Raw genomic sequence first — 26,693 nt, forward strand, 5'->3', positions numbered from 1 at the left:
ACTCTTTTACTTTAAAAATCTTATGTTTTTAAGTTATACAATACCTTTTTGTTTATTAAGGCAACACAAAAAAAGTTGTAATATTTTGATTATCAGAAGATATTGAAATTCCTTTATTTGCAAAACAGCTAAGCAACTTAAATTATAGAACTCTCTGCGCGTGAAGATAGGCTTTGTTCCAGTAGGTTTCATTTAAGGAAGAAATGATAACGCCTTTTGATGTGGAAGCGTGAATAAATTTGACTTCTCCGTCACTTCCGATATCATGAACAATTCCGACGTGTGAAACTCTGCTTCCTCCTGCTGTCGCAAAAAACAGAAGATCTCCCGGTTTTACATCTTTGATGTCAATCTGAGATCCTGCTTCTGCCTGATCTGCGGATCTTCTCGGAAGTTTGAAATCATTTTCCTCAAAAACTTTTACGGTAAATCCAGAGCAATCGAAACCTGAAGAAGTGTTTCCGCCAAATTTATACGGCGCACCTAAATATTTTTCTGCGTCTTTCAGGAGTTCGTTGATGGATTTTGAAATTTTTCCGTCAAATCTGGAATCAAGTTTTCTGAGATTTTCAGATTTTGCAACGGTTTTTGTAACCGGAGGTCTTTTTACAACGTTTTTTGAACTTCCGCAGGAAATGATAAATACGGAAAAAAGCGATACAATAAATATGTTTTTAACAAACTTTTTTTTGCCTAAAAATCTATCCATCATATTTCCCTGAATTTTACAATCTATACAAATATAATAAAATTATGCTTTCAAAGAGCTGAAGTAAGAAATACCACAAAAATTTTAAGACTGTTCATTTGAATGATATTATTTTTTTAAACTCAAAGAATGCGAAGTTTTCTTTTTAAAATTGTCTGTTGATTTTTAGCCTAACAAAGACATTAGATGTTTAAACTTTTTACCACAAAAGATGGAAAATATTTAAACACTTTAGTTTTTTAAGTTTAATACTTAATTGAAAAAAAAGAGCACATAAGTTAAAAAAATCAAAGATTTTTTCTCTTTGCAGACTTTTAAAATACTTTAAATAAATTCAATAAAGTCTTTTTCATATAACCGCTGCTTAAAAACTTAATAAAAAAAGCCATCCTAGAAGGATAGCTTTATTATATTGTATGTAAAAATCTTTTTATTTTGAAGTTTTAGCACCTTTCCAGGTTCCGGATCTTGTAGGCGTAGGAACGGCATTAGACCATGTTCCTGTAGCTTTTTTGTCTTCTCTTGTGAAAGTTCCTCTGAATTCGCCATCTTCAGGAAAACCGATCGTTGCAACAAGATCTCCTGATTCGCTAAGATGTCCTGAAATATAATAGTTTTCTGTTGTCTGATCAGAATGTAATGTTCCGGTTACTTTTCCGTCGGTAGCTACCACTACATTCCAGTCGCCTTTTTCGGTTCCTTCGTACGTTCCCGCCCAGGTTCCGATGAAATCATAAATCGTATCTTCATCTTTGCCACAACCAACGAATAAGAAAGCTGTTAATAAAAGTAAAAATATTTTCTTCATAGTTTACAAGTAGTTAAACAATTTTTGTGGAGGATATGGGACTCGAACCCACCACCTTTAGACTGCCAGTCTAACGCTCTAGCCAGATGAGCTAATCCCCCTCTCGTTTTCTTCAAAATTCCGAAGCCGTACAAAAGTAAGTATTTAAACCACATATACAAACATTTTATTACATTTTCTTTAAAAACTGATGGAAATATCTGTAAATATTTTAGCAGAAATGAATTTTTTAAGACCAAATAAAAAACGCATACTGAAATAAATCCGTATGCGCTTTCTTTTTACTTTTATAGTCAGAGTTTATTTCCAACCGCCGCCGAGAGCCTGATAAAGTTCTACTCCGGCTTTCATTTTACTGTACTGTGCATTGGCAATATTCAATTCTGCATTTAAAGAATTGACACTGGCATTGAGTACTTCAAGATAATTCGCCATTCCGTAGTTTACTAATTCCTGAGAATAGTTTACAGAATTTTTATAATTCACCAGTTCTTTCTGTTTTAAATCGATGTACTGATCCTGAACGGAATAGACTCTTATGGCATCAGAAACTTCTTTTCCTGCGTTAAGAATGGCTTTTCTGAAATTCAGATAGGCTGTTTCCTGATTGGCAAGGCTTACTTCGTAATTGGTTCTGATGGTTCTTTTATTCAGAACCGGCTGCGCCAAACCGCCTACAACACTTGCAAACAGTGAATTTACACTGAATAAATGGTCGATATCCAAAGACTGAATTCCTCCGTTTCCTGTAATTTTTAATGTAGGATAAAACTGGGCTTTTGCAGAATTTGTAAGTTCAAAAGCATTCATTAAATTATATTCTGCTCTCATAACATCGGGTCTGTTTGCGAGTAATTGAGCGGGATATCCCAGTTTTACATCAATCGGAACAGTCTGGGCTGTTAGCGTAGACCTTTCAATTGCATGGGAAGGTTCTCCCAATAAAAGGCTCATGGTATTTTCCAGCAACTGAATCTGTGTATCAATATCAATCAACATGGATTTTGCATTATACACCAACGCTTCACTCTGCTGAACAGCCACTTCCGTTAAAGTTCCTGCCGTTTTCAGGGCTTTTGTAGTTTCCAAATTCTGCTCACGGACTTTGATGGTTTCTGTAATGATTCTTTTCTGCTCGTCAAAAGTCAGTAGCTGATAATATGCAGATGCAACTGAAGCCACAAGGTCACTTTTTACTGCTTTATGTGCTGCAACCGTTCCTAAATATGACGCCAGCTGAGCTTTTTCCTGCGCCTTTAATTTTCCCCAAAGATCAGCTTCAAAACCGATGCTTGCGGTAATATCGAGCTGATTGATGTATCTTCTGTCACCAAACAAACGTCCTGTCTGTGTATTCAGCGACTGGGTCTGGAAAGTGTAACCGGGACCTACAGTTACCGTTGGTTCATATGCCGCTTTGCTTTGTTTTAAATAAGATTCTGCTGAATTTATGCTTTGCAAAGCAATTCTTATATCCAGATTATTTCCCAGAGCTTTCGCAATATGTCCCTGAAGTACAGGATCTGTGAAAATCTCTTTCCAGGAAACATTCGCGATATTGGTGCTGTCTGCAGGAAGCATATCTGTACGGTAGAGTTTTTCGTCCACCACATTATCCGGTCTGTGGTATTCTTTTCTCGCCATACAGGATGATACTGTGGCAAGAACAGCGACTGAAAATATTATTCCTTTTATGATGTTTAAAATACTCTTCATTATTTGAAGTTTAAGGTTTAAAGATCAGGGCTTTAAGTTTGTAGTAATTTAACTTTAAATCAAAAACCCTGAACTCACTTAATTTTATTCTGCTAAATTGATTTCTTTCGGTTTGATCGGTTTTACTTTCTCCTGTAAATATTCAAAAATGACATATAAAACAGGGATCACGAAAAGTCCTAAAATAGTTCCTATCAACAAACCTATTGCTGCTCCTGTTGCGATGGATCTGTTTCCTACTGCTCCGATTCCGCTTGCCAGAACCAATGGCAGTAAACCGAAGATAAAGGCAAATGAGGTCATCAGAATAGGTCTTAACCTTGCTTTAGCGGCGTTAATTGCCGACATAACGATGGTTTCACCGTGATGTCTTCTCTGAACGGCAAACTCTACAATCAAAATGGCATTTTTTGCTAATAATCCCACCAACATAATCAGGGCAATCTGGAAATAAATATTGTTTTCCAAGCCCATGATTTTCTGTCCGAAATATGCTCCCATTACTCCGAGAGGAAGAGAAATCACAACGATTAAAGGAAGAATATAGCTTTCGTACTGTGCAGAAAGGATAAAGTACACAAAGATCAAACTCAATCCAAAAATTAATATCGTCTGAGATCCTGAACTTAATTCTTCTCTTGACAGTCCTGTAAATTCTACATCATAATTCTGGTTCAGGGTTTCTTTTGCCACCTGCTGTACCGCTGAAATAGCATCTCCAGAACTGAATCCTGCGGAGTTGGCTCCTGTAATTTTTACCGAAGTAAAGAGGTTATAACGGCTTACTGACTGTGGTCCGTACGCTTTAGTGAGTGTTACAAACTGTGAAATCGGTGACATTGCTCCAGAACCTGTTTTTACATACAGTTCATTGAGATTTTCAATATTCTGTCTGTTTTCAGGAAGCGCCTGAACCATTACCCTGAACTGCTTTCCGTATTTGGTAAAATCTGCAGTATAAATTCCTCCGATATATCCCTGCATTGTTGCCAGAATATCACTTACGGAAACACCCAGCTTTTTAGCTAAAGGAACATTGATCTTCATTTCATACTGAGGATATTTTGTATTGAACGATGTCTGGGCAAAGTCAATTTCCGGTCTTTCAATCAGTTTTCCGATAAATTCATTGGTTTTTGCGTCTAAATCTGCATATTCTCCTCCGGATTTATCCAAAAGAACCATCTCGAAACCGGCACTGTTACCAAAACCGGGTACACTTGGCGGCTGGAAGAAAACCACTTTTGCATCCGGAACTTTTCCTGAGATTCCAAATAATTTTTTCGTAATATCTTCAGAAGTCTGTCCGTCTTTTTTACGCTCTTCAAAAGGTTTTAGTTTAATGAAAGCCAAACCGTTGTTGCTTCCGTTTCCGGATAAAAATCCTCTACCCGTAGAAATCGTAACATTCTGTACTCCCGGAACTTTTAAAGCATTTGCCTGAAGGGTTTTCAGAACATTGTACGTTCTTTCCATAGACGCTCCCGGAGGAAGCTGAACATCGGTAAAGATAATTCCGCGGTCTTCCGTAGGTACAAAACCTTTTTTCATCGTTGAACTTGCCCAATATAAGATCCCTCCAGTTACGGCAAAAATAATCAGCGTAACCCATTTATGTCTCAGCAGGAATACAAATCCTCTTCCGTAACGTTCTGTTGTTGTTTTAAAAGCGATATTGAATTTATAGAAAAACTTCTGAATGAAATTTAAATTCTTATATTCTTTATGGTGCGCATCGTGAGGTTTTAAGAATAATGAACATAAAACCGGACTTAATGTTAATGCATTGATCGCAGAAATAATGATCGCTACAATAAGAGTGATCCCGAACTGCTGATAAAAAACTCCGGTAGGACCTGTAATAAACGTTACCGGAATAAATACAGATGCCATTACCAAAGTAATTGAAATAATTGCTCCTGTAATTTCGTCCATTGCTTCCACGGTTGCTTTTTTCGCATCCGAAATACCGTGTTCCATCTTCGCGTGAACGGCTTCGACGACGACAATCGCATCATCCACAACAATACCGATGGCAAGAACTAAAGCGAACAACGTTAACAGGTTTAATGAATATCCGAATAAATTCAGGAAGAAAAAGGCTCCCACAATAGAAACCGGAACTGCAATTGCCGGAATTAAGGTAGATCTAAAATCCTGCAGGAAAATATATACCACGATGAAAACTAAAATAAACGCTTCAATTAAGGTATGCACTACCTTTTCAATAGATGCATCAAGGAATTCGTTCGTATCAAAATTGAAAGTATATTTAATTCCCTGCGGAAAACTTCCTTCTGCCGATTTCAGGTAAGACTTGATGTTTTTAATAATCTCCTGCGCATTGGAACCCGGTGTCTGGAAAATCCCCATACTGATGGAAGGATTGTTTCCGTTTTCCCCGATTCCCGTGTAAGACTGTCCTGCCAGTTCTACCTTAGCAACATCTTTTAGCATTAAATTCTGTCCGTCCGGTAAAGATTTAATGATGATATTATCGTACTGTTCCTTATCGTTGAATTTCCCTACATATTTAATGATATATTCGAAAGAACTTCCGCTGTTTTGTCCGATAGAACCTGCGGCAGCTTCTCTACTCTGCTCATTGATGGCATTGGTAACATCGGTAGGAGTTAATCCGTAAGCTGCCATTTTGGAAGGATCCAGCCAGATTCTCATAGAGTAGTTTTTACCTCCGAAAACATTGGCATCTCCTACTCCGTTAATCCTTTTTAAGTTTGGAATAACATTGATGTTCAAAAAGTTCTGAAGATATACGTCATCCAGATCTTTATTCTCAGAGTAGAAAGACATATACATCAGGGCACTGGTCTGCTGTTTTTGGGTAACAACCCCGGAACGTGTCACTTCACTCGGCAGTAAAGGGGTGGCTCTCGTTACACGGTTTTGTACGTTTACCGCAGCAATATCCGGATTGATTCCCTGCTTAAAAAACACCTGAATCTGTGCAGAACCGTCATTTCCGGCAGATGAAGTAATATAATCCATTCCTTCCACCCCGTTGATCTGTTCTTCCAGAGGAACAACCACACTTTTCATTACGGTTTCTGCGTTGGCTCCGGTGTAGTTTGCCGAGACACTTACCGTCGGCGGCGCAATATCAGGATACTGCGTTACGGGTAACGAGATCAGTCCTAAAACACCGAGAATCACAATTAAAATTGAAATTACGGTGGATAAAACCGGTCTGTTGATAAAATTTTTAATCATTAGAATTTCGGTTTTATAGATTGAACAAGACTATCCATTTTTACAGGTTTCTTTATCACGGCTGTTCCCGGTTTCAGACCTCCGATTCCTGCTGCAACTACAATTTCACCTTTGTTCACTCCTGATTTTATCAACGCCATGTTGTCGATTCTGTCAATAACATTAACCACTACATTTTTTGCAGTGTCTTTATCTACTTTATATACGTAAACAATTCCCTGTTGTTCGTAAGTTGCACTTTCCGGAACTACCAGAACATTATCGTAACGTTGAGGGAATCTGATGGTTCCGCTGTTTCCGTTACTTAAAAGTTTCTGTGCATTGGTAAATCCTACTCTGAACTGGATTGTTCCGGTTGTAGGATCAATCTGTCCTGTAATGGCTTCAATTCTGCCCTTTTCAGGATAAAGACTTCCGTTCGCAAGCTGTAATTCCACCATCGGAAGATTTTTTATTTTTTCGGGCATGGATGGACCCGGAGATTTTTCAAGGAAATCAAAGTATTCTTTTTCATTCATTGAAAAGTAGGCGTAAATCTGAGAAGTATCTGAAATGGTGGTTAAAGGAGTCTGGTCTGAAGGGCCTACCAAACTTCCCACTTTTAAAGGAAGCTTTCCGATTACTCCGGAAATCGGGGCACGAATAACAGAATATTCGATATTGGCTTCTACTCCTTTATAATTGGCAACTGCCTGACTTTTTGCAGCCTGAGCCTGTTTTAGCTGTGCCTGAGCCTGCGCTAAATTTGCCTGTGCGGTCTGTAACTGCACATTGCTGATGATATTTTTCTGAACCAGCGGTTTAAGTTTATTTACTTCAACATTTGCTGCCGCTACAGAAGCCTGCGCCGCAGCGATATTGGATTCCGCAGCACTGATTCCTGCTTTTGAAGCCGCTGCATTTTCGTTCAGAATATTGGTTTCCAGACGGAAAAGCGGCTGTCCTTTGGTTACGTATTGTCCTTCATCTACCAAAACCTGAGTAATATACCCCTGAATTTTAGCGCGGACATCGTTATTAACTTTCCCCTGAATGGTAGCCGGAAAGGTTTGATAGCCTACTATATTTTTTGCCTCCACATTCACCACAGGATAGGGTTTCGGGCCGTCCTGCTTCGGGGCTTCTTTTTTGCAGGCTGTTAAAGAAAGAGCCGCAACAGAAAGTATAACTAGCTTATTATTCATTTCTATAGTTTATTAAGTGATTCCTGAATATTTTTAATGTTCCTGTTTAAAAGAGCTTTATAAGCTTCCATCTTTTCATTGTAATCGTCATGATTTTTTTTAAAATTGTCTAAATCATCCAGTAGTTGTAATTCGTCTTGCATTTTTTGAACTATTTTTTCAAATCTTATCTTCTTATAACCATCATTGATGAAAAAATACCGTTTTCTCTCGTCCATCTTGTTGTGATCTACGATGAGTTCTGCGTTCAGCAGTAAAGAAATACTTGTAGAAACCGAACTTTTGCTCGCGGAAAGCACTTCCACAAACTCATCAAAAGTAATGCCCACTTTATCATAATCGAATAAAAGATAGGCGTAAATCTTTGAAGCTAACGGCGGAAGGCTGAAAACGGTACCGTAGAACTTTACGGCATTCTGAAAAATTTTTTCATCAATTTCTATACTCTTATGCATTGTATATAAATTTGAAGCAAATGTAAAAATTAGTTCAGAACTAAACGAACAAACCTGATAGAGTTTATAAATATCAGGCTTTTTAAAATTTCAATGAAAACGGATTTAACTTTCAGACTAAAAAATAATCTTTTCAAAGGCTTTTCTTACACCTCCTGCAAGAAATACTTCCCCACAATAGCTGTAACCTTTGCTTTCGAGGATTTTCAGCATCGGGATATTATCAAAATTGGTATCCACTTTTATGCTTTGAATTCCGTGTGATCTGGTGAATTCTTCAATATGGTCGAAAAGAATTTTTACCATTCCCTGTCCTGCAAATTTTTCATCAACAGCCACTCTGTGAACGACAACGAATTCTCCATTACTGAGCCAGGCTCCTTCAATGGTACTGTAAGCAGGTTCATCATTCAGGATTAAAGCAACGTAAACAGCAATTTCTCCATCTGCCGTCATTACATACCCGAAACCTTTTGCAATATCGCTTACTACGGTTCCCAAATTCGGGTAACCTTCCTGCCATTGCGTACTTCCGTCTTTTCTCCTTCTTTCGATTGCCTGCTGCAAAATGTTCCAGATTATATCTCTGTCTTCAATTTCTGCTTTTCTCAGCTTAATTTCCTGTGCCACGTTGTTATATTGATTTTAAGTTTGTTTGTCCTTTTATTTAATTATTAAGAACTTCTTCAGTTTTTTCTGTATTTTATTTTAAGGAATATCATGACAATCAGCATGATTAACATTAAAACATTAGTAATCCAGAGAGGTTCTGCATCTTTCATTACTCCGTAAACTGCCCAAAGCAGAGCATTCAGGGTAAGAAATGATAAAGTAACCATGGAAAGATCTTTTCCGGATTTTGTCTTCCATAATTTTATGACCTACGGTAAAAAAGATATGGATGAAATTAATGCGCCCGAATAACCAATTATCTGTTCTATCATACTGCTTTTTTTTGAATTATAATCTAATATACTAAAAACAAAATAAAGCTTAAACGTTAAACCTTGTATCTTATTTATAAAAACTAGACTATTATTTCAAAAAAATACATTTTTTTCTGATAGATCTTCAAAGAAAAAAACCGAAAACTAATTTAAATTAATTTTCGGTTCGAAGTAGTAAAATTTAAAATTATGAAATTGTTTTTTATTAATTTTCACTTTGCTGAAGATAAGCATCGATAATTTCAAATGCTTTTTTTTCATCTTCAAGTTTAACCATTACTTTCAGCGATGTCGCCGTGGGCGTGGTTGTAAAAGTAAGGTAATTGTTTTCTACTGAATTTTTAATCTGCGCATCGTCCAGTTTAGACTTTATCAATTGGATTTCTGCAGGTTTGTCACTTTCAAAAACTGATACTCTTGTACTTCTTTCCATATTCTGTCTCGTTTGAGTATCTAAATATATAACGTTTTTTTGAAAATTACAAATTTCAGCTTTTAAATTTTATTAATATTATTTTCGATTTTATCTAAAGCGATCTGAATTTCTTCTTTAGTAACGTTCAGATGCGGTCTGAAGCGAAGTGACTGATCTCCACATGAAAGGATGATCATTCCGTCGTTCCAAAGCTCGTCTCTTAATGCATTTCTCTGCTCAGAAGTCGGAAGATCAATGGCACACATCAATCCTCTTCCTCTTGCATTGGATAACTTTTCAGGATATTTTTCAGCAAGACCGATTAATCCGTTCAGCAAATATTCTCCTACAACTCTCGCATTTTCTACAAGATTTTCTTTTTCAATAACTTCCATTACCAACTGGAAACGAAGCATATCAATAAAATTTCCTCCGAAAGTGGAATTGATTCTTGAGCTTTCTCTGAAAACATTGTTCGGAACTTCATCAAATTTTTCTTTATTGGCTAAAACTCCGCAAACCTGCGCTTTTTTACCGAAAGAAATCATATCCGGTTTCGCTGTAAAATGTTCAAATGCCCACATTTTACCTGTAATTCCGATACCGGTCTGAACTTCATCAAAAATTAATAAAATATCATGCTGATCGCAGATTTTTCTCAGTCCCAATAAAAATTCGTCTCTGAAATGGTTGTCTCCTCCTTCAGCCTGAATCGGCTCGATGATGATACATGCCACTTTATCCGGATTCATTAAAATTGCTTCTTCGATATTTAATAAAGCCAGTCTTTCGTTTTTAATGGTTTCTTCCAAATTCTCTTCCGTGATCGGGAAAGTAAGTTTAGGATTTAGGATTCTTGGCCAGTCGAACATCGGGAAATACTGATATTTTCTCGGATCTGAAGTGTTGGTTAAACTTAAAGTATACCCGCTTCTTCCGTGGAACGCCTGTCTGAAATGGATGCAGATTCCCGCTTCCAGATCAAGACCTTTTTCGAAATTTTTACGCGTTTTCCAGTCGAAACACGCTTTCAGGGCATTTTCTACTCCTAAAGTTCCGCCTTCGATAAAGAAAGCATACTGCAATTCTTCAGGAATTACCACTCTTTCAAAAACTTCTAAGAAATGTGCATATTCCTCAGAATACACATCTGCCAAAGTGGGTTTGTTGACTGCCATTTTTCCCAGCCATGCCGATTTTTCAACAATATAGGGATGATTGTAACCGATGGATGCCGAAGCAAACATAGAAAACATATCTAAATATTCTCTGTCTGTAAGTTTATCATACAGCCATGAACCGTGGGATTTTTCAATATCCATCACGAAATCGAAACCATCTGCCAAAACGTGTCTGCCAACGGTTTCTTTTACTTTATTTGCTTTTATTTCAATTGTCTGTTCCATTTTTTAAATAAAAATCTTAGGGGTGATTTAAAATTTAATAATAATTTGAGACTTAAAAATCTGTTTCCAAATTTTTAAACTCATGATGTTAGTTTTTAAAGGTCAAACTTAATTCCTTGTGCTAGAGGTAAGTTTGTAGTATAATTAATCGTGTTGGTCTGTCTTCTCATATAGTACTTCCAAACATCCGATCCGGACTCTCTTCCGCCTCCGGTTTCTTTTTCTCCACCGAAAGCTCCGCCGATTTCTGCACCTGAAGTTCCGATGTTTACGTTGGCAATTCCACAGTCTGAACCTGCATGAGAAAGGAATAATTCTGCTTCTCTTAAATTCTGCGTCATGATTGCAGATGACAATCCTTGAGGAACATCATTCTGAATAGCAATTGCTTCTTCTAAAGTTTTGTATTTAATTAAATATAAAATAGGTGCAAAAGTTTCGTGCTGAACGATTTCGTAAGAATTCTTTACTTCAGCGATACATGGTTTTACGTAGCAACCCGATTCGTATCCTTTTCCTTTAAGGACTTCACCTTCCACGATGAATTTTGCGCCTTCTTTTTTACCTTTTTTGATGGCTTCCTGATACATATTTACCGCATCGGTATCGATAAGCGGTCCCACATGATTCGTTTCATCCAGAGGATTTCCGATTTTCAATTGTCCGTACGCTTTTACCAGTCTGTTTTTCACTTCATCATACACACTTTCATGAATAATCAGTCTTCTTGTGGAAGTACATCTCTGTCCTGCTGTTCCTACAGCTCCGAAAACTGCTCCGATAATCGACATATCAATATCTGCATCTTTAGAAATAATGATGGCGTTGTTTCCGCCTAATTCAAGGATTGATTTTCCGAATCTTTGCGCAACATTCGCTGAAACTATTCGTCCCACTCTTGTAGAACCGGTGAAAGAAACTAAGGCGACTCTCTTGTCATCTACTAATTTCTGTCCGATTTCATGATCTGCAACCAATACGCTGGAAATACCTTCGGAAAGATTATTTTCCTTTAACACTTCGTTCATGATGTTTTGGCAGGCAATCGCGCAAAGCGGTGTTTTTTCTGACGGTTTCCAGATCGTAACGTTACCGCAGATCCATGCCAAAGCTGTGTTCCATGCCCAAACCGCTACCGGAAAGTTGAATGCGGTGATGATTCCCACGATTCCCAATGGATGATACTGCTCGTACATTCTGTGCCCCGGTCTTTCCGAGTGCATTGTGTACCCGTGAAGCTGTCTTGAAACTCCTACTGCAAAATCGCAGATATCAATCATTTCCTGAACTTCTCCAAGACCTTCCTGCAGGGATTTTCCCATTTCATAGGAAACCAGTTTCCCCAAATCGTCTTTGTACTGTCTTAATTTCTGACCTAACTGTCTTACAATTTCCCCTCTTTTAGGAGCCGGAATCAGTCTGAATTCTTTAAAAGCTTTTTCAGCCGTCTCAATTACCTTGTCATAATCAGATTCTCCGGAAGTCTTCACTTTAGCAATCAGATTTCCGTCCACAGGAGAGTAACTTTCGATGGTTTTCCCTGATGCAAAGTATTTTCCGCCTACTGAAGTTCCCTTATTTTCATCCTTAATTCCTAGATTTTTGAGTGTTTTTTCGATCCCAAAATCCTTTACTTTTTTAGACATAAAAATTTTACTTTTCGTTTCCTCTAAAGATAGAAATATTATGCGAATCCCAAAATTTTAATTTTTTAACAATTTTTTATTTGGACTAATTATAAACATAGTTATCTTTGTATAGGAATCATTTTATTTCAGGAATGGAAAATAATAAGATTAATAACGAACCTGCCACAGAGGAAAAAAAATCCTCCAGATGGAAAAGTCTGGTAAAGAAATTCGGGATCGGCGGAATTATATTTTTTACCGTCAAAGGAATCATTACCTCTACGCTGATCTATTTTCTGGGAAAGAATTTCTGGACGGTGATCTCCGATTATATTACCGGAATTTTTGATTAATTGATTGATATATAGATACAAAAAGCTGAGAAATTTCTCAGCTTTTGTTTTGGATTCAAGGTCATTCGGAATGACCATATTTTATTCTTTCTTTTTCCTTCCTGAATTAATCAGGCTCTGATGCAGCAAATACTCAATCTGTCCGTTTACACTCCGGAATTCATCATTTGCCCATTTTTCCAGAAGCTTGAAAGTAGACTCATCAATCCTTAAAACAAAAGATTTTTTGCCTTTATTTTCGGAAGGATTCTGAGCTTTTTCTGATTTCATTTTTTCTATTTTTCTTTTGCTTAATTTGTATTTAACGCAAAGTGCACAAAGATTTTTCTGAACTACTTTATGTTTTTATGTTCGCCAAGGCGTTTCACTCAGCAAAGATGTAAGGTTATATAGCCATTCAGAACAGAGCACAGTAGAGTGAAAATCTTTTAAATATAAATCTTCCATTTTGCTCAAATTGACGTTTCTAATGCTATTCTTCTAAATACACAACTTAGATTCCTACGGAATGACAAATATTGCGAAAATTTTAATTATCAATTATACAAAGTTCCGGCATTTAAAATGGGTTGTGCCGCTTTTTCACCGCAAAGAACCACCATTAAATTGCTTACCATGGCTGCTTTTCTTTCGTCATCCAGTTCTACAATATTTTCTTCCGAAAGCTTTTTGAGGGCTAAATCTACCATTCCTACGGCTCCTTCCACGATCTTTGTTCTCGCTGCTACAATTGCTGTTGCCTGCTGTCTCTGCAGCATTGCTCCTGCGATTTCTGACGCGTAAGCCAAATGTGAAATTCTTGCTTCCTGAATGGTAATTCCGGCTTTTGAAAGTCTTTCGGTAAGCTCCTGCTCTAAGATTGCATTGATCTTTTCACCGCCTTCTCTTAAAGTAATCGGCGCATGATCGTCTTCTAAATTGTCGTAAGGAAAACTCATCGCCAAATGACGTACCGCGGCTTCACTCTGCATTTTCACAAAATCTGAATACCTTTCCACATCAAAAGCGGCTTTGTAGGTATCTCCCACTTTCCAGACAATTACTACCGCAATTTCTATAGGGTTTCCCATCTTGTCATTTACTTTCAGAGTTTGTCCCTGAAGATTTTCAGAACGGAGACTGATTTTCTGTGAGGAATATAAAGGATTGATAAAAAACAGGCCGTTGTCTTTTACGGTTCCAACATATTTTCCGAAAAAGTTCAGCACTCTGGAATGATTCGGCTGAATAATCATTAATCCTTTCATAAAAAAGCAAAACAGAATAAATGACAATAATGATAAAACGACAAGCGTAACACTGTTATCGACACCGATTGCAAATAAATAAACGGAAACGGCAAACAATCCAAGACAAATGACCAAAGTAAGGTATCCCGACATTGGTTTTAAGATTTTTTCCATGATATTAAATTTTAATTTGATATTATTTTGATATCATAAAGGTATAACTTTTTTCACATGAAAAATCTTTTATTTTAAAATTTATTTTGACTTGTCGGTTCAATTCTAAGCAAAAAAAATCCCTGAAAAATTAATTTCAGGGATTGTATGTATGATATTTTATTGATTATCCGTTATTAGTAATACTGCTTTTTAACGCAAAGGATCGCCAAGATTCTTTTTATATACTAACTGTTTTTAAGTTCACAACGCTACTTCGACAAGCTCAGCATAAACTATTCACTTAGCAAAGAACTCAAAGGTTTTTTAGTTATGTCAAATTACGGATAATCATTATCTTAAATTTATTTTTTATTTAAAATTCTGAACTTGTAATAAGATGCGGCTGATAAAAGTGCCATTGTTGCGAGTCCGATGTAAACCCAAGCCGGAACCGGAACCGGATCTCCCGCTGCGTAAGAGTGAAGTCCGCTCAGGTAGTAATTTACTCCGAAATACGTCATGACCATCGAGCAGAATGCAAACATCGTCGCAACGTGGAATGCCCATCTGCTTCTTAATCCCGGAACCAGTCTCATGTGAAGAACAAATGCATATACCATAATGGAAATGAATGCCCATGTTTCCTTCGGATCCCAGCTCCAGTATCTTCCCCAGGATTCGTTTGCCCAGATTCCTCCTAAGAAGTTTCCTACGGTTAATGCAAACAGACCTATGGTTAAAGACATTTCAGAAACGATTACCAGTTCTTTCAACGTTGTATCGTGATGTAATTTATAGGTTTCTTTATTGGAAATGATATAAAATACCAAACTGATTACTGCAATGATCATCGACAGTGCAAAGAACCCGTAACTTGACGTAATAATCGCAACGTGAACAATCAGCCAATAGGATTTCAATACAGGAACCAACGGCGTAATCTGCGGATCAAGCGCCGAACCTCCGTGAGCAAATCCCATCATAATAACAGCTACCATAAATCCGGCTGCAGGAATTAAGGCATTGGAATTTCTGTAAAGTAATAAACCTGCTGTAATTCCTACCCAAGAAATGAAAATAATGGCTTCATACCCGTTACTCCACGGAGCGTGACCGGAAATATACCATCTTGCCACTAAACCAAGGAAATGGAAAAGATATCCTACAATTCCTAAAACAATGATAACTTTAATTGCTTTGTTTAAAACTTTTTTAGACTTAAATAATTCAACAAAACCTAAGATTAATAGCAATCCTCCGATTAATGTGTAGAAGATCAATAATTTGAAGTTGATGTTCACTTTATTCATAAACACCTCAAGATCAACTTTAGATTTTGCAGGAACAACAGCTTTCCCCCATTTTTGCTGATATTCTGAAAGTTTCGCCAGTTGCGCATCTGCTTTTGCCCAATTTCCTGATTGCTGAGCCTGCAAAACTTCTGCAAAGTATGGCCCCATAACCTGCTGAGATTCCATATCCGGTTCCATTTTCTGATCCAGCCATGAATGCCATGTGTGATTGGCGTCATTCTTTACCGGAACAATTCTCATAAACTGACCACTGAAAAATTCGTTGAAGATCTGAACTCTTTCGTTTACCGCAATCACTTCTTTATCATAATTGGTTTGTTCAGCCGGTTTTTTACGGAACGCAGTGTTGTAATCGCTTTCAAGGATATATCTTAAATTTCCGTTCGCATCGGCAGGGAAAAGGTTCATTAAAGAAGTATATCCGTCTTCGTCTGCTTTGGTTTTATTTTTCAATTCGTCTCCGCCTTTTGTTCCCACTTTAATCATCGGAACCATCGTCCAGCTTGGCGTATCGATATTCACTGATAAAAACCACTGGTTTGCTGTTAAAGATTTTCCGTCTGTTCCTTTAAACTCGTCTTTTTTATAGAGCTTTCTCAACACGTCAAGAGCTTCCGTATTGATCGGAACGATTCTTCCTTCAAAATTCTGCACCAAAAGATATCCGAATTTATCGGCATGTTCTGCACTGATTTTATTTCTTGCAATAATTTCATCGGCAGAAACCACTTTCATTTTTGTAAACGGCTGCGCTCCCTGTGGTTTTAGAGTTTCTGAACCCTGAGCGTGACTGTGATTATCACCTTCCACATGGATGTGTTCCCTGCTTCCGTCGGTTGTGCCATGTGTCTCAATTTTCTGAGCATTTAAGCCGAAACTCAACAATAATAAAATTACGGCTGCTGCTTTCTTTTTGTTAACATCTTTCAGCATTTTGTTTAATTTCCAGAAGTGGGTTCCTTTCCAGAAGAACATAAAGAACATTCCCCCGAATAAGAATGTATACCCGATATAGGAAATCAAAGTTCCCCAATAATCGTGGTTTACGGAAAGAACGGTTCCCATTCTGTCCGGATCGAAACTCGACTGGAAGAAACGGTAGCCTTTATGATTCAGAACGTGGTTCATATAGATTTTAAAAGGAGTCTGTTTTCCTTCATCAACAATTTTAATGTGACTTTCGTACGCACTCGGAGAAGAACTTCCCGGATAAGTTTCCATGATGAAATCATCCAGTTTCAGCGAGAAAGGCGTATTGTAAATTTTAGGACCAAAACCAATCATGATGTTCAGTCCGTCCATTGTTACCTGTTTGTAAGCATTCGGATTTCCTTTTTCAACCGAAAGATCTACCAGTTGCTTTGTTTTAGGACCCTGAAGTTCTACCGTTAACATATCCGGAACATTCTGATCTTTCTTTCTGTCGCCTTCAATCGCCAACAGTTTTCCTTTTTTAAGACCTTCCGGAACAACTAATTTTAATTCGTTGATAGAATATAGACTTCTCAAAGCCAAAGGCTGGAATTCATCTTTCACCGTTGTTCCCGTTGCCTGAGTTGCCATCGTCATATAACTTGCATCCACAGGAGTTTTGATGAACAGTTTTCCCCCTTCGTTTTTAAATTCAACGGCTCCTTCAATAGCTCTGTTGAACGTTACCAAAGTTCCGTTGATTGATTTTGTTTCGCCCGGCTTGATGAAAATATTCTGTCTTCCGGTTTGTCCTGTGGAAACCAAATGAAGATATTCTGCCCCATTCTGATCAGCCAGAAGACTGTCTTTTTTTCGCTGAACATATTCTTTGGCAACTACTTTCACCTGCTTTCCGTGGAAATCGTAGGTTGCTTCCAGATCTTTGTGTAAAGGAGACATTAAGTAAGGAATGTCTTTATAGTTAAGAACATCGCCTTTCTCTTCAATCTGCACTTTCAGGAAGTTTTTATCCGTTACGATTTCATTGGATGTTTCCCCTTCACGAATGTTCATTGTTCCTTCAAAACTGATGTATCTTGTGATTGCACCACCGATGAAGATCAGTACAAAAGCAAGGTGAAACACCAGAACCGGCCATTTTTCTCTCTTCCACAGTCTGTATCTTCCGATATTTCCGATGAAGTTGAGAATGAGCAGGAACATGATAAGTTCGAACCATTTCGCTTCGTAAATTAACGCTTTTGCTGTAGGAGTACCGTAGTCGTTTTCCAAGAACGTTGCATAAGCCATCGCAAATGCATACACCAGTAACAATACAGCCATTGTCCTGGTCGAGATAAGAATATCTTGCAGCTTCTTCATGATTTATATACTTGACATGCAAAAATAAGGATGATAAACCACAAAGACTCCAAAAAAAACTGTCATTTATCAGTTGAGACCGCTTTTAATCTTATTTTTATTGATTCTTAATAAGCAAATTTCCTTTGAGGAAAATTCAAAATGGTAAAAACGTCAGAATTGAATTTATAAAAGCTATACTATTGATTGACAAGCTCTATTTATTCAGCATTCATAATTTTTATTTGATTCAAATTTTCAAAACAACAAAAAATGATGAATTATTTTTTTCCAGTTCATTTTATTTTAAATATTTTTAATCATTAAAACCAAATCAATCTAAATTTCTTTTAAAATAAGGGAAAAATTAGTTATTTTTTTAAGCTTATGCGCATCCGTTTAATGTAAGAAAAACATTAAATTTGCCAATTGACATTATGAATAAAAACACACAAAACAAACCGACTGAATCGCCTGATAAAGGCAAATTTTTATCTAAGCCAAGAGTATTTTTCGGGCTTACTTTCATCCTTTTTTCTGTAGTGCTTACTTTTTCGTTCATTTCTTACCTTATGAACTGGAAGGCAGATCAGAGCCAGGCTGGAACGATGCTCGATAAAACAATAAAATCTTCCAATCTTTTCGGAAAGCTGGGCGACTGGCTCGGAAATATTTTTATTTTCGAAAGTATTGGGGTAGCTTCATTCATCATTGCCTTTTTATTTATGGTTTTCGGAACCGTTATTCTGAAAAAGAAAATGTTCAAACCTTGGAAAACGGTAGGTCATTCCCTGTTTTTCATTTGCTGGCTTCCGATTCTGTTTGGAGCAATTACTAAAGGACAGGGTGTTTTAAGCGGAGTTTACGGATATCAGATCATGGAATCTCTGAATACAATTATTGGTTCTTATGGTCTTTGGCTGGTTTTAATTGCAAGCATTGCTTTGTATTTTATTTTAGAGTTTAATCTTCGTCCCAGTTCAATTAAGTCTAAATTAAATGACATCAACGAAAACACCATCGGAAAAGTAAGATCGATGATGCCGAATTCTGATGAAAATTTTGAAGCCGATGAAGAACTTATTGAGGAAATTGAAACGGCAGAACAGGAAGAAGAGCAACCCAAAATAAAAGTAACGGAAGTTGTAGAAAAACCGGCTCCCAAAATAATGGAGCCAGAACCTGTAAAAGTTCCGAAAGGTTTTCCGGAAGTTCCGGTATCCAGCAATCTGGATCCGATTGTAACGCCGAATAAAACTTCTTTTGATGAGGAGCCTAAAAATGATTTTTCAAATTCCATTAATTTAAATCTTGACTCCAGACCTAAAGTTCCGACTTCGAGTCCGGAACAGGCTTTTGATATGACGCCTTCTATTCCGGTAAGCACAGTTACTGCGGCTGCACCTCAGGAAAATATCAAATTTAATGTAGAAGTAGCTCCGGTTATCGATATTCTTGATGATTCCGAAAGACAGTCTCAGGAATTGGTAGATAAACATGGATTGTACGATCATAAACTGGATCTTGCCAAATTCCAGATGCCGCCTGTTGAATTGCTGAAAGATTACGGAAACGAAGAAATTTCGATCAACAAAGACGAATTAGAAGAAAACAAAAATAAAATTGTCGGATTACTGAAAAACTTTAACGTAGGAATTGCCGAAATTAAAGCAACGATAGGACCGACTGTAACCTTGTATGAAATTGTACCGGAAGCGGGAATTCGTGTAGCAGCGATTAAAAAACTTCAGGATGATATCGCCCTGAATCTTTCTGCTTTAGGAATCCGTATCATTGCACCGATGCCCGGAAAAGGAACCATCGGGATTGAAGTTCCGAGAAAAAATCCAACGATGGTTTCCATGCGTTCAGTGATTGCTTCGCAGAAATTCCAGAATACAGACATGGATCTTCCTGTGGTTTTCGGAAAGACTATTTCAAACGAAATTTTCATGGCAGATTTATCCAAAATGCCTCACTTATTGATGGCGGGAGCAACAGGACAGGGTAAATCGGTCGGGATTAACGCGATTCTTACTTCCCTCCTGTATAAAAAACATCCGAGCGAACTGAAATTTGTAATGGTAGATCCTAAAAAAGTGGAACTTTCATTGTATTCAAAAATCGAAAGACATTATCTTGCTAAACTTCCGGATGCAGAAGAAGCGATCATTACAGACACGAATAAAGTAATCAACACGCTAAATTCTCTCTGTATTGAAATGGATACGAGATATGATCTGCTTAAAAATGCGTTCTGCAAAAATTTAAAGGAATACAATAAAAAATTTGCGGAAAGAAAACTGAATCCGGAAAACGGTCACCGTTACTTACCGTACATTGTTTTGGTGGTTGACGAATTTGCAGATTTAATTATGACTGCCGGAAAAGAAGTTGAATTACCGATTGCCAGATTGGCTCAGTTGGCAAGAGCGGTGGGAATCCACTTAATTGTTGCTACACAAAGACCTTCCGTAAATGTAATTACAGGTATGATTAAAGCGAACTTCCCTGCAAGAGCAGCGTTCAGGGTAATTTCCAGTGTGGATTCCAGAACGATTCTGGATTCTCCGGGAGCAGATCAGTTAATTGGGAAAGGAGATATGCTTTATTTTAACGGAAATGAAATTTTAAGGCTTCAGTGTGCTTTTGTAGATACTCCGGAAGTGGAAAGACTTGCAGAATTTATCGGGGAACAAAAAGGATACGCTTCCGCATTTATCCTTCCGGAATACGTTTCTGAAGATTCTACCAGTACAGTGGGAGCTTTCGATCCGAATGAAAAAGATGCTTTGTTCGAAGATGCAGCGAGAATTATTGTTTCTACTCAGCAAGGTTCTACTTCCATGCTTCAGAGACAACTGAAACTGGGCTACAACAGAGCGGGAAGAATTATGGATCAGCTGGAAGCCAGCGGAATTGTCGGCGGATTTAACGGGGCAAAAGCAAGAGAGGTTCTCATCAGTGACCTTCATTCTTTGGAACAGTTTTTGGAAGATCTGCGCAGTTAAAGAGAAATTTCAGTTTAACTTTTAACATTAAAGAAAGTCTAAAGATTAAAGAATTTAATAAAAATGAAAAATATTATTTCAAAAGTTATAGTAAGCAGTTTGGTAGTTGGAGCGGTCGGATTTACGAATGCACAGAAGATTGATGCAAAGGCAAAAAAAATCCTTGATGATATTACAGCTAATTATAACTCTAAGAAAAATTCGTACTTCAAATTTTCGTTCGGAAGCGGAACCAACGGAAAAGTAGATAAATCGGAACCCGGAATTTATTACGCTGCGGGAGATAAATACAAACTGAAGATCATGGAAACGGAGCAGATCTTCGACGGAAGCAAAATCTATAACATCAATACAGAAGATATGGAGGTTACGGTAGCGAAACCCAACGGAAGCAGCTCTATGTTCTCCCCTATCAACTATCTTTCTACTTACAGAAAAGATTATAATGTAACGTACGGAGGAAAGAAAAATGTAGATGGCGTAAATGCGGATTTCATTAAATTAACTCCGGTAAAATCCAACGGAATTAAATATGTGTATCTTTTTGTAGATTCTGCTAAAAAACAGATGGTAAAACTGGAACAGCACGGAAACAATAAAGACCTTGCCGTAATTGCGATTAAAGAATACAAGGAAAACCAAACACTGGATCCGGGAATGTTTACGTTTGATAAAAACAAATACAAAAATTACCTGATCACAGAACTTTAAAAATAATCAGCAGATAAGCGGATTTGCTTTTAATTAAACTTGTCTAAACTTTTTTACCGCAAAAGATGCAAAAGATTATAATACTTTAGTTATTAAGTTTAATACTTAAATGTAAAAAGAGCACATAAGTTAAAAAAATCAAAGATTTTTCTCTTTGCAGACTTTTGAAATACTTTAAATAAACTCAACAAAGTCTTTTGTCTCTTTTGCGGTTACATTTAAAATTAGTTTAAACAAACTTATTATAAAAATTTCATAAAATATAAGAGCTGCAAAGAAAACTTTGTGGCTTTTTGTTTAATTTTGGCGAATGTTAAAAATACTAGACCGATATATTATAAAAACCTTCTTCGGACCGTTTTTCTTTATATTCAGCGTATTGTTTTTCATCTTTATTGTGAACATTATCTGGATTCAGCTAGGTCAGTTTATGGGAAAAGGACTGAGCTACTGGCAAATCATGAAACTTCTTTTTTACCTCGGGGTAAGTGTAATCAGTATGGTTTTACCACTCACGATTCTTCTTGCGAGCATTATGTCTTTCGGGGAATTCGGGGAACGGTATGAACTTGCCGCCATGAAAGCGGCGGGAATTTCGCTCACCAGAGTAATGATGCCACTTTTGGGAGTAACGGTTGTACTTTCCATTATGCTGTATTTTTTCTCCAACAATATCATTCCGGATTTTCAGAGGAAGGCGAAAAATATGCTTTTTAATATTGCACAGACCAAACCTGCCCTGAATTTCACACCGGGACAGTTTATCGATCAGATTCCGGGAAACATGGTGAAATTCGATAAAATTTATGGTAAAAATGATGAAAATATAGAAGGTGTTTTTGTTCATAAGAAAGCAAGTTCCTATGAAAATCAGCAGACCGTAATTGCCCAGAAAGGCGTTTTTGCTCCGGCAGAAAATACAAATTATTTAAAACTTAAATTGTTCAACGGATTTGTTTATGAAGATAATTTTGCCGGAAAAGGAGAAAATGTCCGTTTAAAACAGCCCGATCAGGTAATTAAATTTGATACGTTAACGCTCCACTTCGACGTAAGTGAGATTATTAACAAAGCCATTGAAGAGGAAAAAATTACAGACGATTACCGTTTTCAGACCTTCAATGAACTGAATACAACGATTGATAAAACGAAGAAAGACAATCAGAGATTCTTCACTAACGTAAGCAACGACGTTTTGGGACAGACCAATTCTGTGGTAAGTTATATGGACACCAAACAGAACAGTGCAAAGGCAAAACCGAAACAGAGCATTAAGCTTGATACGGTGAAAGGAAATAAAAAACTGGAGATCATCGATAATGCTTATAACCGTCTCGATAATCTTAAAAGTACGCTTGAAGGAAAAAATAACGAGATTGATCCCGGAGTAAAATACTACAGCAAAGTCGTGATTTATCAGCAGAGAATTGTAACCTATTCTTTTACCTGCATCATTTTCTTTCTGATCGGCGCAAGTTTAGGTTCTATCATCAGAAAAGGAGGAATGGGACTTCCTGTAGTGATTGCGATTGTTATTTTCATTATTTTCTACGTGATTAATGTAGGCTTTGAAAACATGGCGTGGTCCGGAAAGATCAATCCTTATCTTGCAGCATGGGTTCCAAATCTGGTTCTGTTTCCTTTTGGAGTATGGATGACGTACAAAGCTCTTACGGATTCTCAACTGTTTGATGCAGAGAAATACAAAGCAGCTTTCAAACCTGTTCTTAAACTTTTTGTAAAGAATACAGAACACAAAAGGTATCAATAATAGATTAAAACCTGTAAATATAAAAGATCCGGAATTTCTCCGGATTTTTTTTGTGGTATGTTAAAAAACGAATTTCAATTTCATTTTAGCTGTAAAAAATTATCTTTGTCAAAAATTATAACAATTCTATATGAGAAAATTATTATTGATTGGCTTATTCAGTATTGTTTCTTTCAATGCGTATGCGCAGGAAGACAATACGGAATATGAAATGAGAATCGGGGAAAAGCCGGGTTACATTATTGATAAAAGCGGAAAAAAGATCGAAGGTATCGTAAGACTTGCCGGAGATGAAATGAATCCGTGGACAAATCAGAAAAAAGTGAAATTCATTGCGACTTCGGACGTTGACAATTCAAAGAAAAAGCAAAAATTCAAAACGTATGATGTAGATGATCTTAAAGGTTATATGGCGATCGATAACAATACGGAAAGAGTTTTCGAGACCATAAAATACACCAACACGAAAGAAGCGTACAATACGCAAAATGGAGGTTTAAGCGGTGGTCTGAAAGCTTTCAACAACCTGACAAAAAGCAATCAGTTTGCAGAAGTTGTGGCAGACGGAAAAATTAAAGTATACAAAGTGTATGGTTTCCCAACTACTTTCTCAGCAGGCGGACAAATCGCTGTTGCAGACGAGGAAAACAAAAGAATGAGAGAAAATCCGGCTTATGTTTATTCTAAAAAAGGCGGAAAACCGGAGGAACTGAATGTTGCAAAAGCAAAGATTATTACCGCAGACTGTCCTGTTGTAAAAGCTAAAATAACAAAAGGAGAATACGGTTCTTTGAAAAATGATACCAAAAAGAGATCAGGTTTAGGAAAATTCATCCGAAATGAAATCGACAATGCAATGGCTGATAATCTTTCGATCGTGAATGAAGTGATCTACGATTATAACGAAAATTGTAAATAATCAATTAAAATATTTTTTAAACAGCAGTTTCAGTTTGGAGCTGCTGTTTTTATTTGTGAGTTTTTTAATAAAAATATTCCTGTCGGAAAACGAAGACGTAAATCTTTATTAGTTTCAAATCTATAAACTGCAAGAAAATCAAAAATTTTCAATAAGGATGATGCTTAATTTTATTTTAGATAAAATCTTTGCGCTTTTAAAACAGGACAGTATTTAACGAATATTTTCCACCTTTGCGATGGTAACAGTGATTAAGTTTTGCGCATATTTTTTGCAGTACGAGTAAACAAAATCATTTTTATGAAAATACTTCTTTTGACTTTAAGTTTTCTTGCCATTGTTTCCTGTAAGAAAGAAAATGCAGAAACCATTCAAAATAATTCAGGCACTGATAATATAACGATAAATAAATCTTCGGAAAAATCAAATGATTCCATTACTTCCGTTGAAGATATAAAAAAAGAATATGCAGCCGTAAATAATCTTTTGTCTGCAAAACAGCTGGACTCAACGAAATTCACTTATAACTGCAACGAAAAGGAAGGTGAAGTAATTTTATATTATGAGAATAAAGATCTCAGAATGGTTAAAGATTTTTATGCAGAACACAGTCACTTCTCTTCATCCACAAAATATTATGTAAAAAACAACAAAGTATTTTTCATCTTTAAAGAGGAAACAGCATGGAATTTTGATGAAGGAGGAACGCCGGAAAAACCAGAAACAAAAGATGATATCAATGAAAAAAGAATCTACGTTTTAAACGATAAAGCCATTCAGTGTCTCGAAAAAAATTATACGATCCGTTCAAAAGGCAATAATAAAAATTCTGATTCGGTTTGGAATAAAGAGACAAAATGCAATATTGCTGAGCTGATGAAAAATTATAATTTAATCCTTAAAAATAAAGACAGAAAAGGAGAAATCAATTGTTTTTAAACTGTACCCAAAACAAAAGCGGCTTCAAAAATGAAACCGCTTTTTATATTTTCAGGAGCCGAAAATTATACTTTCATAATTTCAGCTTCTTTTACTTTAAGATGCTCATCGCAAGCTTTTACATATTTGTCGGTAAGCGTCTGAATATCTGCTTCAATACCTTTAATGATGTCTTCAGAAACTCCTTCCAGTCTTTTAAGCTCTTTCAGACCGTTTTGTCTTGCGTTTCTTACAACTACTTTCGTGTCTTCTGTTTCAGACTTAGCCTGTTTTGCCAGTTCACGTCTTCTTTCTTCCGTTAAAGGCGGTACATTAAGGATAATGTTGATCCCGTTATTAGAAGGGGCAAAACCTAAATTGGAATTGATGATTGCTTTTTCAATATCATTAATGGCTTTTGCGTCCCAAGGTTGAATAGAAATCGTCATTGCATCGGGAATAGAAACATTGGCAACCTGATTAATTGGAGTTAATGCTCCGTAATATTCCACCATAACATCCTGAACCATTGTTGTAGACGCACGTCCCGCTCTGATTCTCTGAAATGCATGATCCAGGTGCTTAATAGCTGCTTCCATGTCCTGCTGTACAGACTCTACTATAAGATCTAATTCTTCCATTATATAATAAAAATTTGATAAGTTACACATATGTTAATGATAAGTAATAAATAATTGGTAATGAGTAATCTTTAAAACTTTAAACTCAAAACCCTGAACTTACTATTACAAATCAACTAAAGTACCCACATTTTCGCCGTCAACAATTTTCTCCAGATTTCCGTCTTTGTTCATATCAAAAACAATAATCGGCAGTTTGTTTTCGTGGCTTAAAGTAAATGCCGTCATATCCATTACCTTCAGATTCTTCGCATAAACTTCGTCGAAAGATAGTGAATTATATTTTACCGCGTCTGCATTTTTTTCAGGATCGCTGTCGTAGATTCCGTCTACTCTTGTTCCTTTCAGAATAACATCTGCACCAATTTCGATCGCTCTTAACGTTGCAGCAGTATCTGTTGTAAAATACGGGTTTCCGGTTCCGGCTCCGAAGATCACTACTCTCCCCTTTTCAAGATGTCTTACCGCTCTTCTTTTGATGAATGGTTCTGCCACTTTATCCATTTCGATGGCAGATTGCAGTCTTGTTTTAATTCCCGCATCTTCCAGAGCACCCTGCAAAGCCATCCCGTTGATTACCGTAGCAAGCATTCCCATATAATCTCCCTGTACTCTGTCCATTCCTTTTGCAGCTCCTGCTACACCGCGGAAAATATTTCCTCCTCCGATTACGATGGCAACTTCACAGCCTTTTTCTACCACTTTCTTAATTTCTGCAGCATATTCCTGTAGCCTTTCATTATCAATACCATATTGTCTGTTTCCCATTAAGGCTTCACCACTCAGTTTCAGAAGGATTCTTTTATATTTCATTGTATGTAAATAACTTTTTTTCGTTAGATTTATATGTCTAAAAATTTGACTTTGCAAATATAATCATTAATGGGGTTGATTTTTA

The 26,693-nt window shown here is 36.8% G+C and carries 22 protein-coding genes and 1 tRNA gene; 6 read left to right on the forward strand and 17 right to left on the reverse strand.

The annotated features are described in order from the left end of the window. Positions 1 to 142: 142 nt before the first annotated feature. From WFH39_RS04665 to amaB, 12 genes are all read right to left on the reverse strand, one after another. On the reverse strand, positions 143 to 709 hold the full coding sequence (locus tag WFH39_RS04665; protein WP_442891698.1) for a C40 family peptidase: 567 nt from the start codon (positions 707 to 709) through the stop codon (positions 143 to 145). Positions 710 to 1,139: 430 nt separating this feature from the next. After that, the gene (locus WFH39_RS04670; RefSeq protein ID WP_235130837.1) at positions 1,140 to 1,517 is read right to left on the reverse strand and encodes a hypothetical protein; all 378 of its coding nucleotides are present in this window, start codon (positions 1,515 to 1,517) and stop codon (positions 1,140 to 1,142) included. A 27-nt stretch (positions 1,518 to 1,544) separates the two neighbouring features. Then, positions 1,545 to 1,618: transfer RNA gene (locus WFH39_RS04675), tRNA-Ala, on the reverse strand. 199 nt (positions 1,619 to 1,817) lie between these two features. After that, positions 1,818 to 3,233 carry a TolC family protein gene (locus WFH39_RS04680; protein ID WP_336688996.1) on the reverse strand — a complete coding sequence of 472 codons (1,416 nt, stop codon included), beginning with the start codon at positions 3,231 to 3,233 and terminating at the stop codon, positions 1,818 to 1,820. A gap of 84 nt (positions 3,234 to 3,317) precedes the next feature. Beyond that, positions 3,318 to 6,464: an efflux RND transporter permease subunit gene (locus WFH39_RS04685; RefSeq protein WP_336688997.1), complete on the reverse strand. Its 3,147-nt coding sequence runs from the start codon at positions 6,462 to 6,464 to the stop codon at positions 3,318 to 3,320. Further along, positions 6,464 to 7,648, reverse strand: a complete 1,185-nt coding sequence (locus WFH39_RS04690) for an efflux RND transporter periplasmic adaptor subunit (protein ID WP_336688998.1) — start codon at positions 7,646 to 7,648, stop codon at positions 6,464 to 6,466. Before WFH39_RS04690 ends, WFH39_RS04685 begins: the two co-directional genes overlap by 1 nt. Positions 7,649 to 7,650: 2 nt before the next feature. Then, on the reverse strand, positions 7,651 to 8,103 hold the full coding sequence (locus tag WFH39_RS04695) for a transcriptional regulator (protein WP_214589709.1): 453 nt from the start codon (positions 8,101 to 8,103) through the stop codon (positions 7,651 to 7,653). Between the two features lie 117 nt (positions 8,104 to 8,220). Next, complete coding sequence (locus WFH39_RS04700) at positions 8,221 to 8,733, reverse strand: GNAT family N-acetyltransferase (RefSeq protein ID WP_336688999.1); 513 nt, start codon at positions 8,731 to 8,733, stop codon at positions 8,221 to 8,223. A gap of 56 nt (positions 8,734 to 8,789) precedes the next feature. Continuing rightward, complete coding sequence (locus WFH39_RS04705; RefSeq protein WP_336689060.1) at positions 8,790 to 8,981, reverse strand: SemiSWEET family sugar transporter; 192 nt, start codon at positions 8,979 to 8,981, stop codon at positions 8,790 to 8,792. Positions 8,982 to 9,255: 274 nt separating this feature from the next. Further along, positions 9,256 to 9,483, reverse strand: coding sequence for a DUF2007 domain-containing protein (locus WFH39_RS04710; RefSeq protein WP_076390287.1), 228 nt, complete (start codon positions 9,481 to 9,483; stop codon positions 9,256 to 9,258). Between the two features lie 62 nt (positions 9,484 to 9,545). Further along, on the reverse strand, positions 9,546 to 10,871 hold the full coding sequence (gene lat / locus WFH39_RS04715) for an L-lysine 6-transaminase (RefSeq protein ID WP_336689000.1): 1,326 nt from the start codon (positions 10,869 to 10,871) through the stop codon (positions 9,546 to 9,548). A 95-nt stretch (positions 10,872 to 10,966) separates the two neighbouring features. After that, positions 10,967 to 12,517 carry an L-piperidine-6-carboxylate dehydrogenase gene (amaB, locus tag WFH39_RS04720; RefSeq protein WP_336689001.1) on the reverse strand — a complete coding sequence of 517 codons (1,551 nt, stop codon included), beginning with the start codon at positions 12,515 to 12,517 and terminating at the stop codon, positions 10,967 to 10,969. Between the two features lie 107 nt (positions 12,518 to 12,624). On the opposite strand from amaB, the gene WFH39_RS04725 reads away from it, so the two are divergent. Then, positions 12,625 to 12,852 (forward strand): hypothetical protein, encoded by a 228-nt coding sequence (locus WFH39_RS04725; protein WP_185204485.1) that lies wholly within the window; start codon positions 12,625 to 12,627, stop codon positions 12,850 to 12,852. Between the two features lie 81 nt (positions 12,853 to 12,933). Here the strand turns inward: WFH39_RS04725 and WFH39_RS04730 are convergent, their stop codons facing one another. The 3 genes from WFH39_RS04730 to ccsA all read right to left on the reverse strand — a co-directional run bounded on the left by WFH39_RS04730 (position 12,934) and on the right by ccsA (position 17,845). Beyond that, positions 12,934 to 13,122 (reverse strand): Arc family DNA binding domain-containing protein, encoded by a 189-nt coding sequence (locus WFH39_RS04730; RefSeq protein ID WP_076390291.1) that lies wholly within the window; start codon positions 13,120 to 13,122, stop codon positions 12,934 to 12,936. Positions 13,123 to 13,388: 266 nt separating this feature from the next. Beyond that, the gene (locus tag WFH39_RS04735) at positions 13,389 to 14,255 is read right to left on the reverse strand and encodes an SPFH domain-containing protein (protein ID WP_076390292.1); all 867 of its coding nucleotides are present in this window, start codon (positions 14,253 to 14,255) and stop codon (positions 13,389 to 13,391) included. A 344-nt stretch (positions 14,256 to 14,599) separates the two neighbouring features. After that, a complete protein-coding gene (gene ccsA / locus WFH39_RS04740; RefSeq protein WP_336689002.1) occupies positions 14,600 to 17,845 on the reverse strand; it encodes a cytochrome c biogenesis protein in 3,246 nt (1,081 codons plus the stop codon). Between the two features lie 416 nt (positions 17,846 to 18,261). On the opposite strand from ccsA, the gene WFH39_RS04745 reads away from it, so the two are divergent. From WFH39_RS04745 to WFH39_RS04765, 5 genes are all read left to right on the forward strand, one after another. Further along, entirely contained in the window at positions 18,262 to 20,835 is a 2,574-nt protein-coding gene (locus WFH39_RS04745) for an FtsK/SpoIIIE family DNA translocase (RefSeq protein ID WP_336689003.1), read from the forward strand. A gap of 63 nt (positions 20,836 to 20,898) precedes the next feature. Further along, the gene (locus WFH39_RS04750; protein ID WP_185204480.1) at positions 20,899 to 21,546 is read left to right on the forward strand and encodes a LolA family protein; all 648 of its coding nucleotides are present in this window, start codon (positions 20,899 to 20,901) and stop codon (positions 21,544 to 21,546) included. 310 nt (positions 21,547 to 21,856) lie between these two features. After that, the gene (locus WFH39_RS04755) at positions 21,857 to 23,317 is read left to right on the forward strand and encodes an LptF/LptG family permease (protein WP_336689004.1); all 1,461 of its coding nucleotides are present in this window, start codon (positions 21,857 to 21,859) and stop codon (positions 23,315 to 23,317) included. A gap of 130 nt (positions 23,318 to 23,447) precedes the next feature. Next, entirely contained in the window at positions 23,448 to 24,236 is a 789-nt protein-coding gene (locus tag WFH39_RS04760; RefSeq protein WP_235130847.1) for a hypothetical protein, read from the forward strand. Between the two features lie 300 nt (positions 24,237 to 24,536). Beyond that, on the forward strand, positions 24,537 to 25,175 hold the full coding sequence (locus WFH39_RS04765; RefSeq protein WP_336689005.1) for a hypothetical protein: 639 nt from the start codon (positions 24,537 to 24,539) through the stop codon (positions 25,173 to 25,175). Positions 25,176 to 25,240: 65 nt separating this feature from the next. On the opposite strand, the gene frr is transcribed toward WFH39_RS04765, so the two are convergent. After that, positions 25,241 to 25,795 (reverse strand): ribosome recycling factor, encoded by a 555-nt coding sequence (frr, locus tag WFH39_RS04770; RefSeq protein ID WP_214589699.1) that lies wholly within the window; start codon positions 25,793 to 25,795, stop codon positions 25,241 to 25,243. Positions 25,796 to 25,900: 105 nt separating this feature from the next. Further along, on the reverse strand, positions 25,901 to 26,608 hold the full coding sequence (gene pyrH, locus WFH39_RS04775; RefSeq protein ID WP_040999212.1) for a UMP kinase: 708 nt from the start codon (positions 26,606 to 26,608) through the stop codon (positions 25,901 to 25,903). Between the last annotated feature and the right edge of the window lie 85 nt (positions 26,609 to 26,693).

Source organism: Chryseobacterium sp. MMO-72, from assembly GCF_037146035.1.
Classification (GTDB): Bacteria; Bacteroidota; Bacteroidia; order Flavobacteriales; family Weeksellaceae; genus Chryseobacterium; species Chryseobacterium indicum.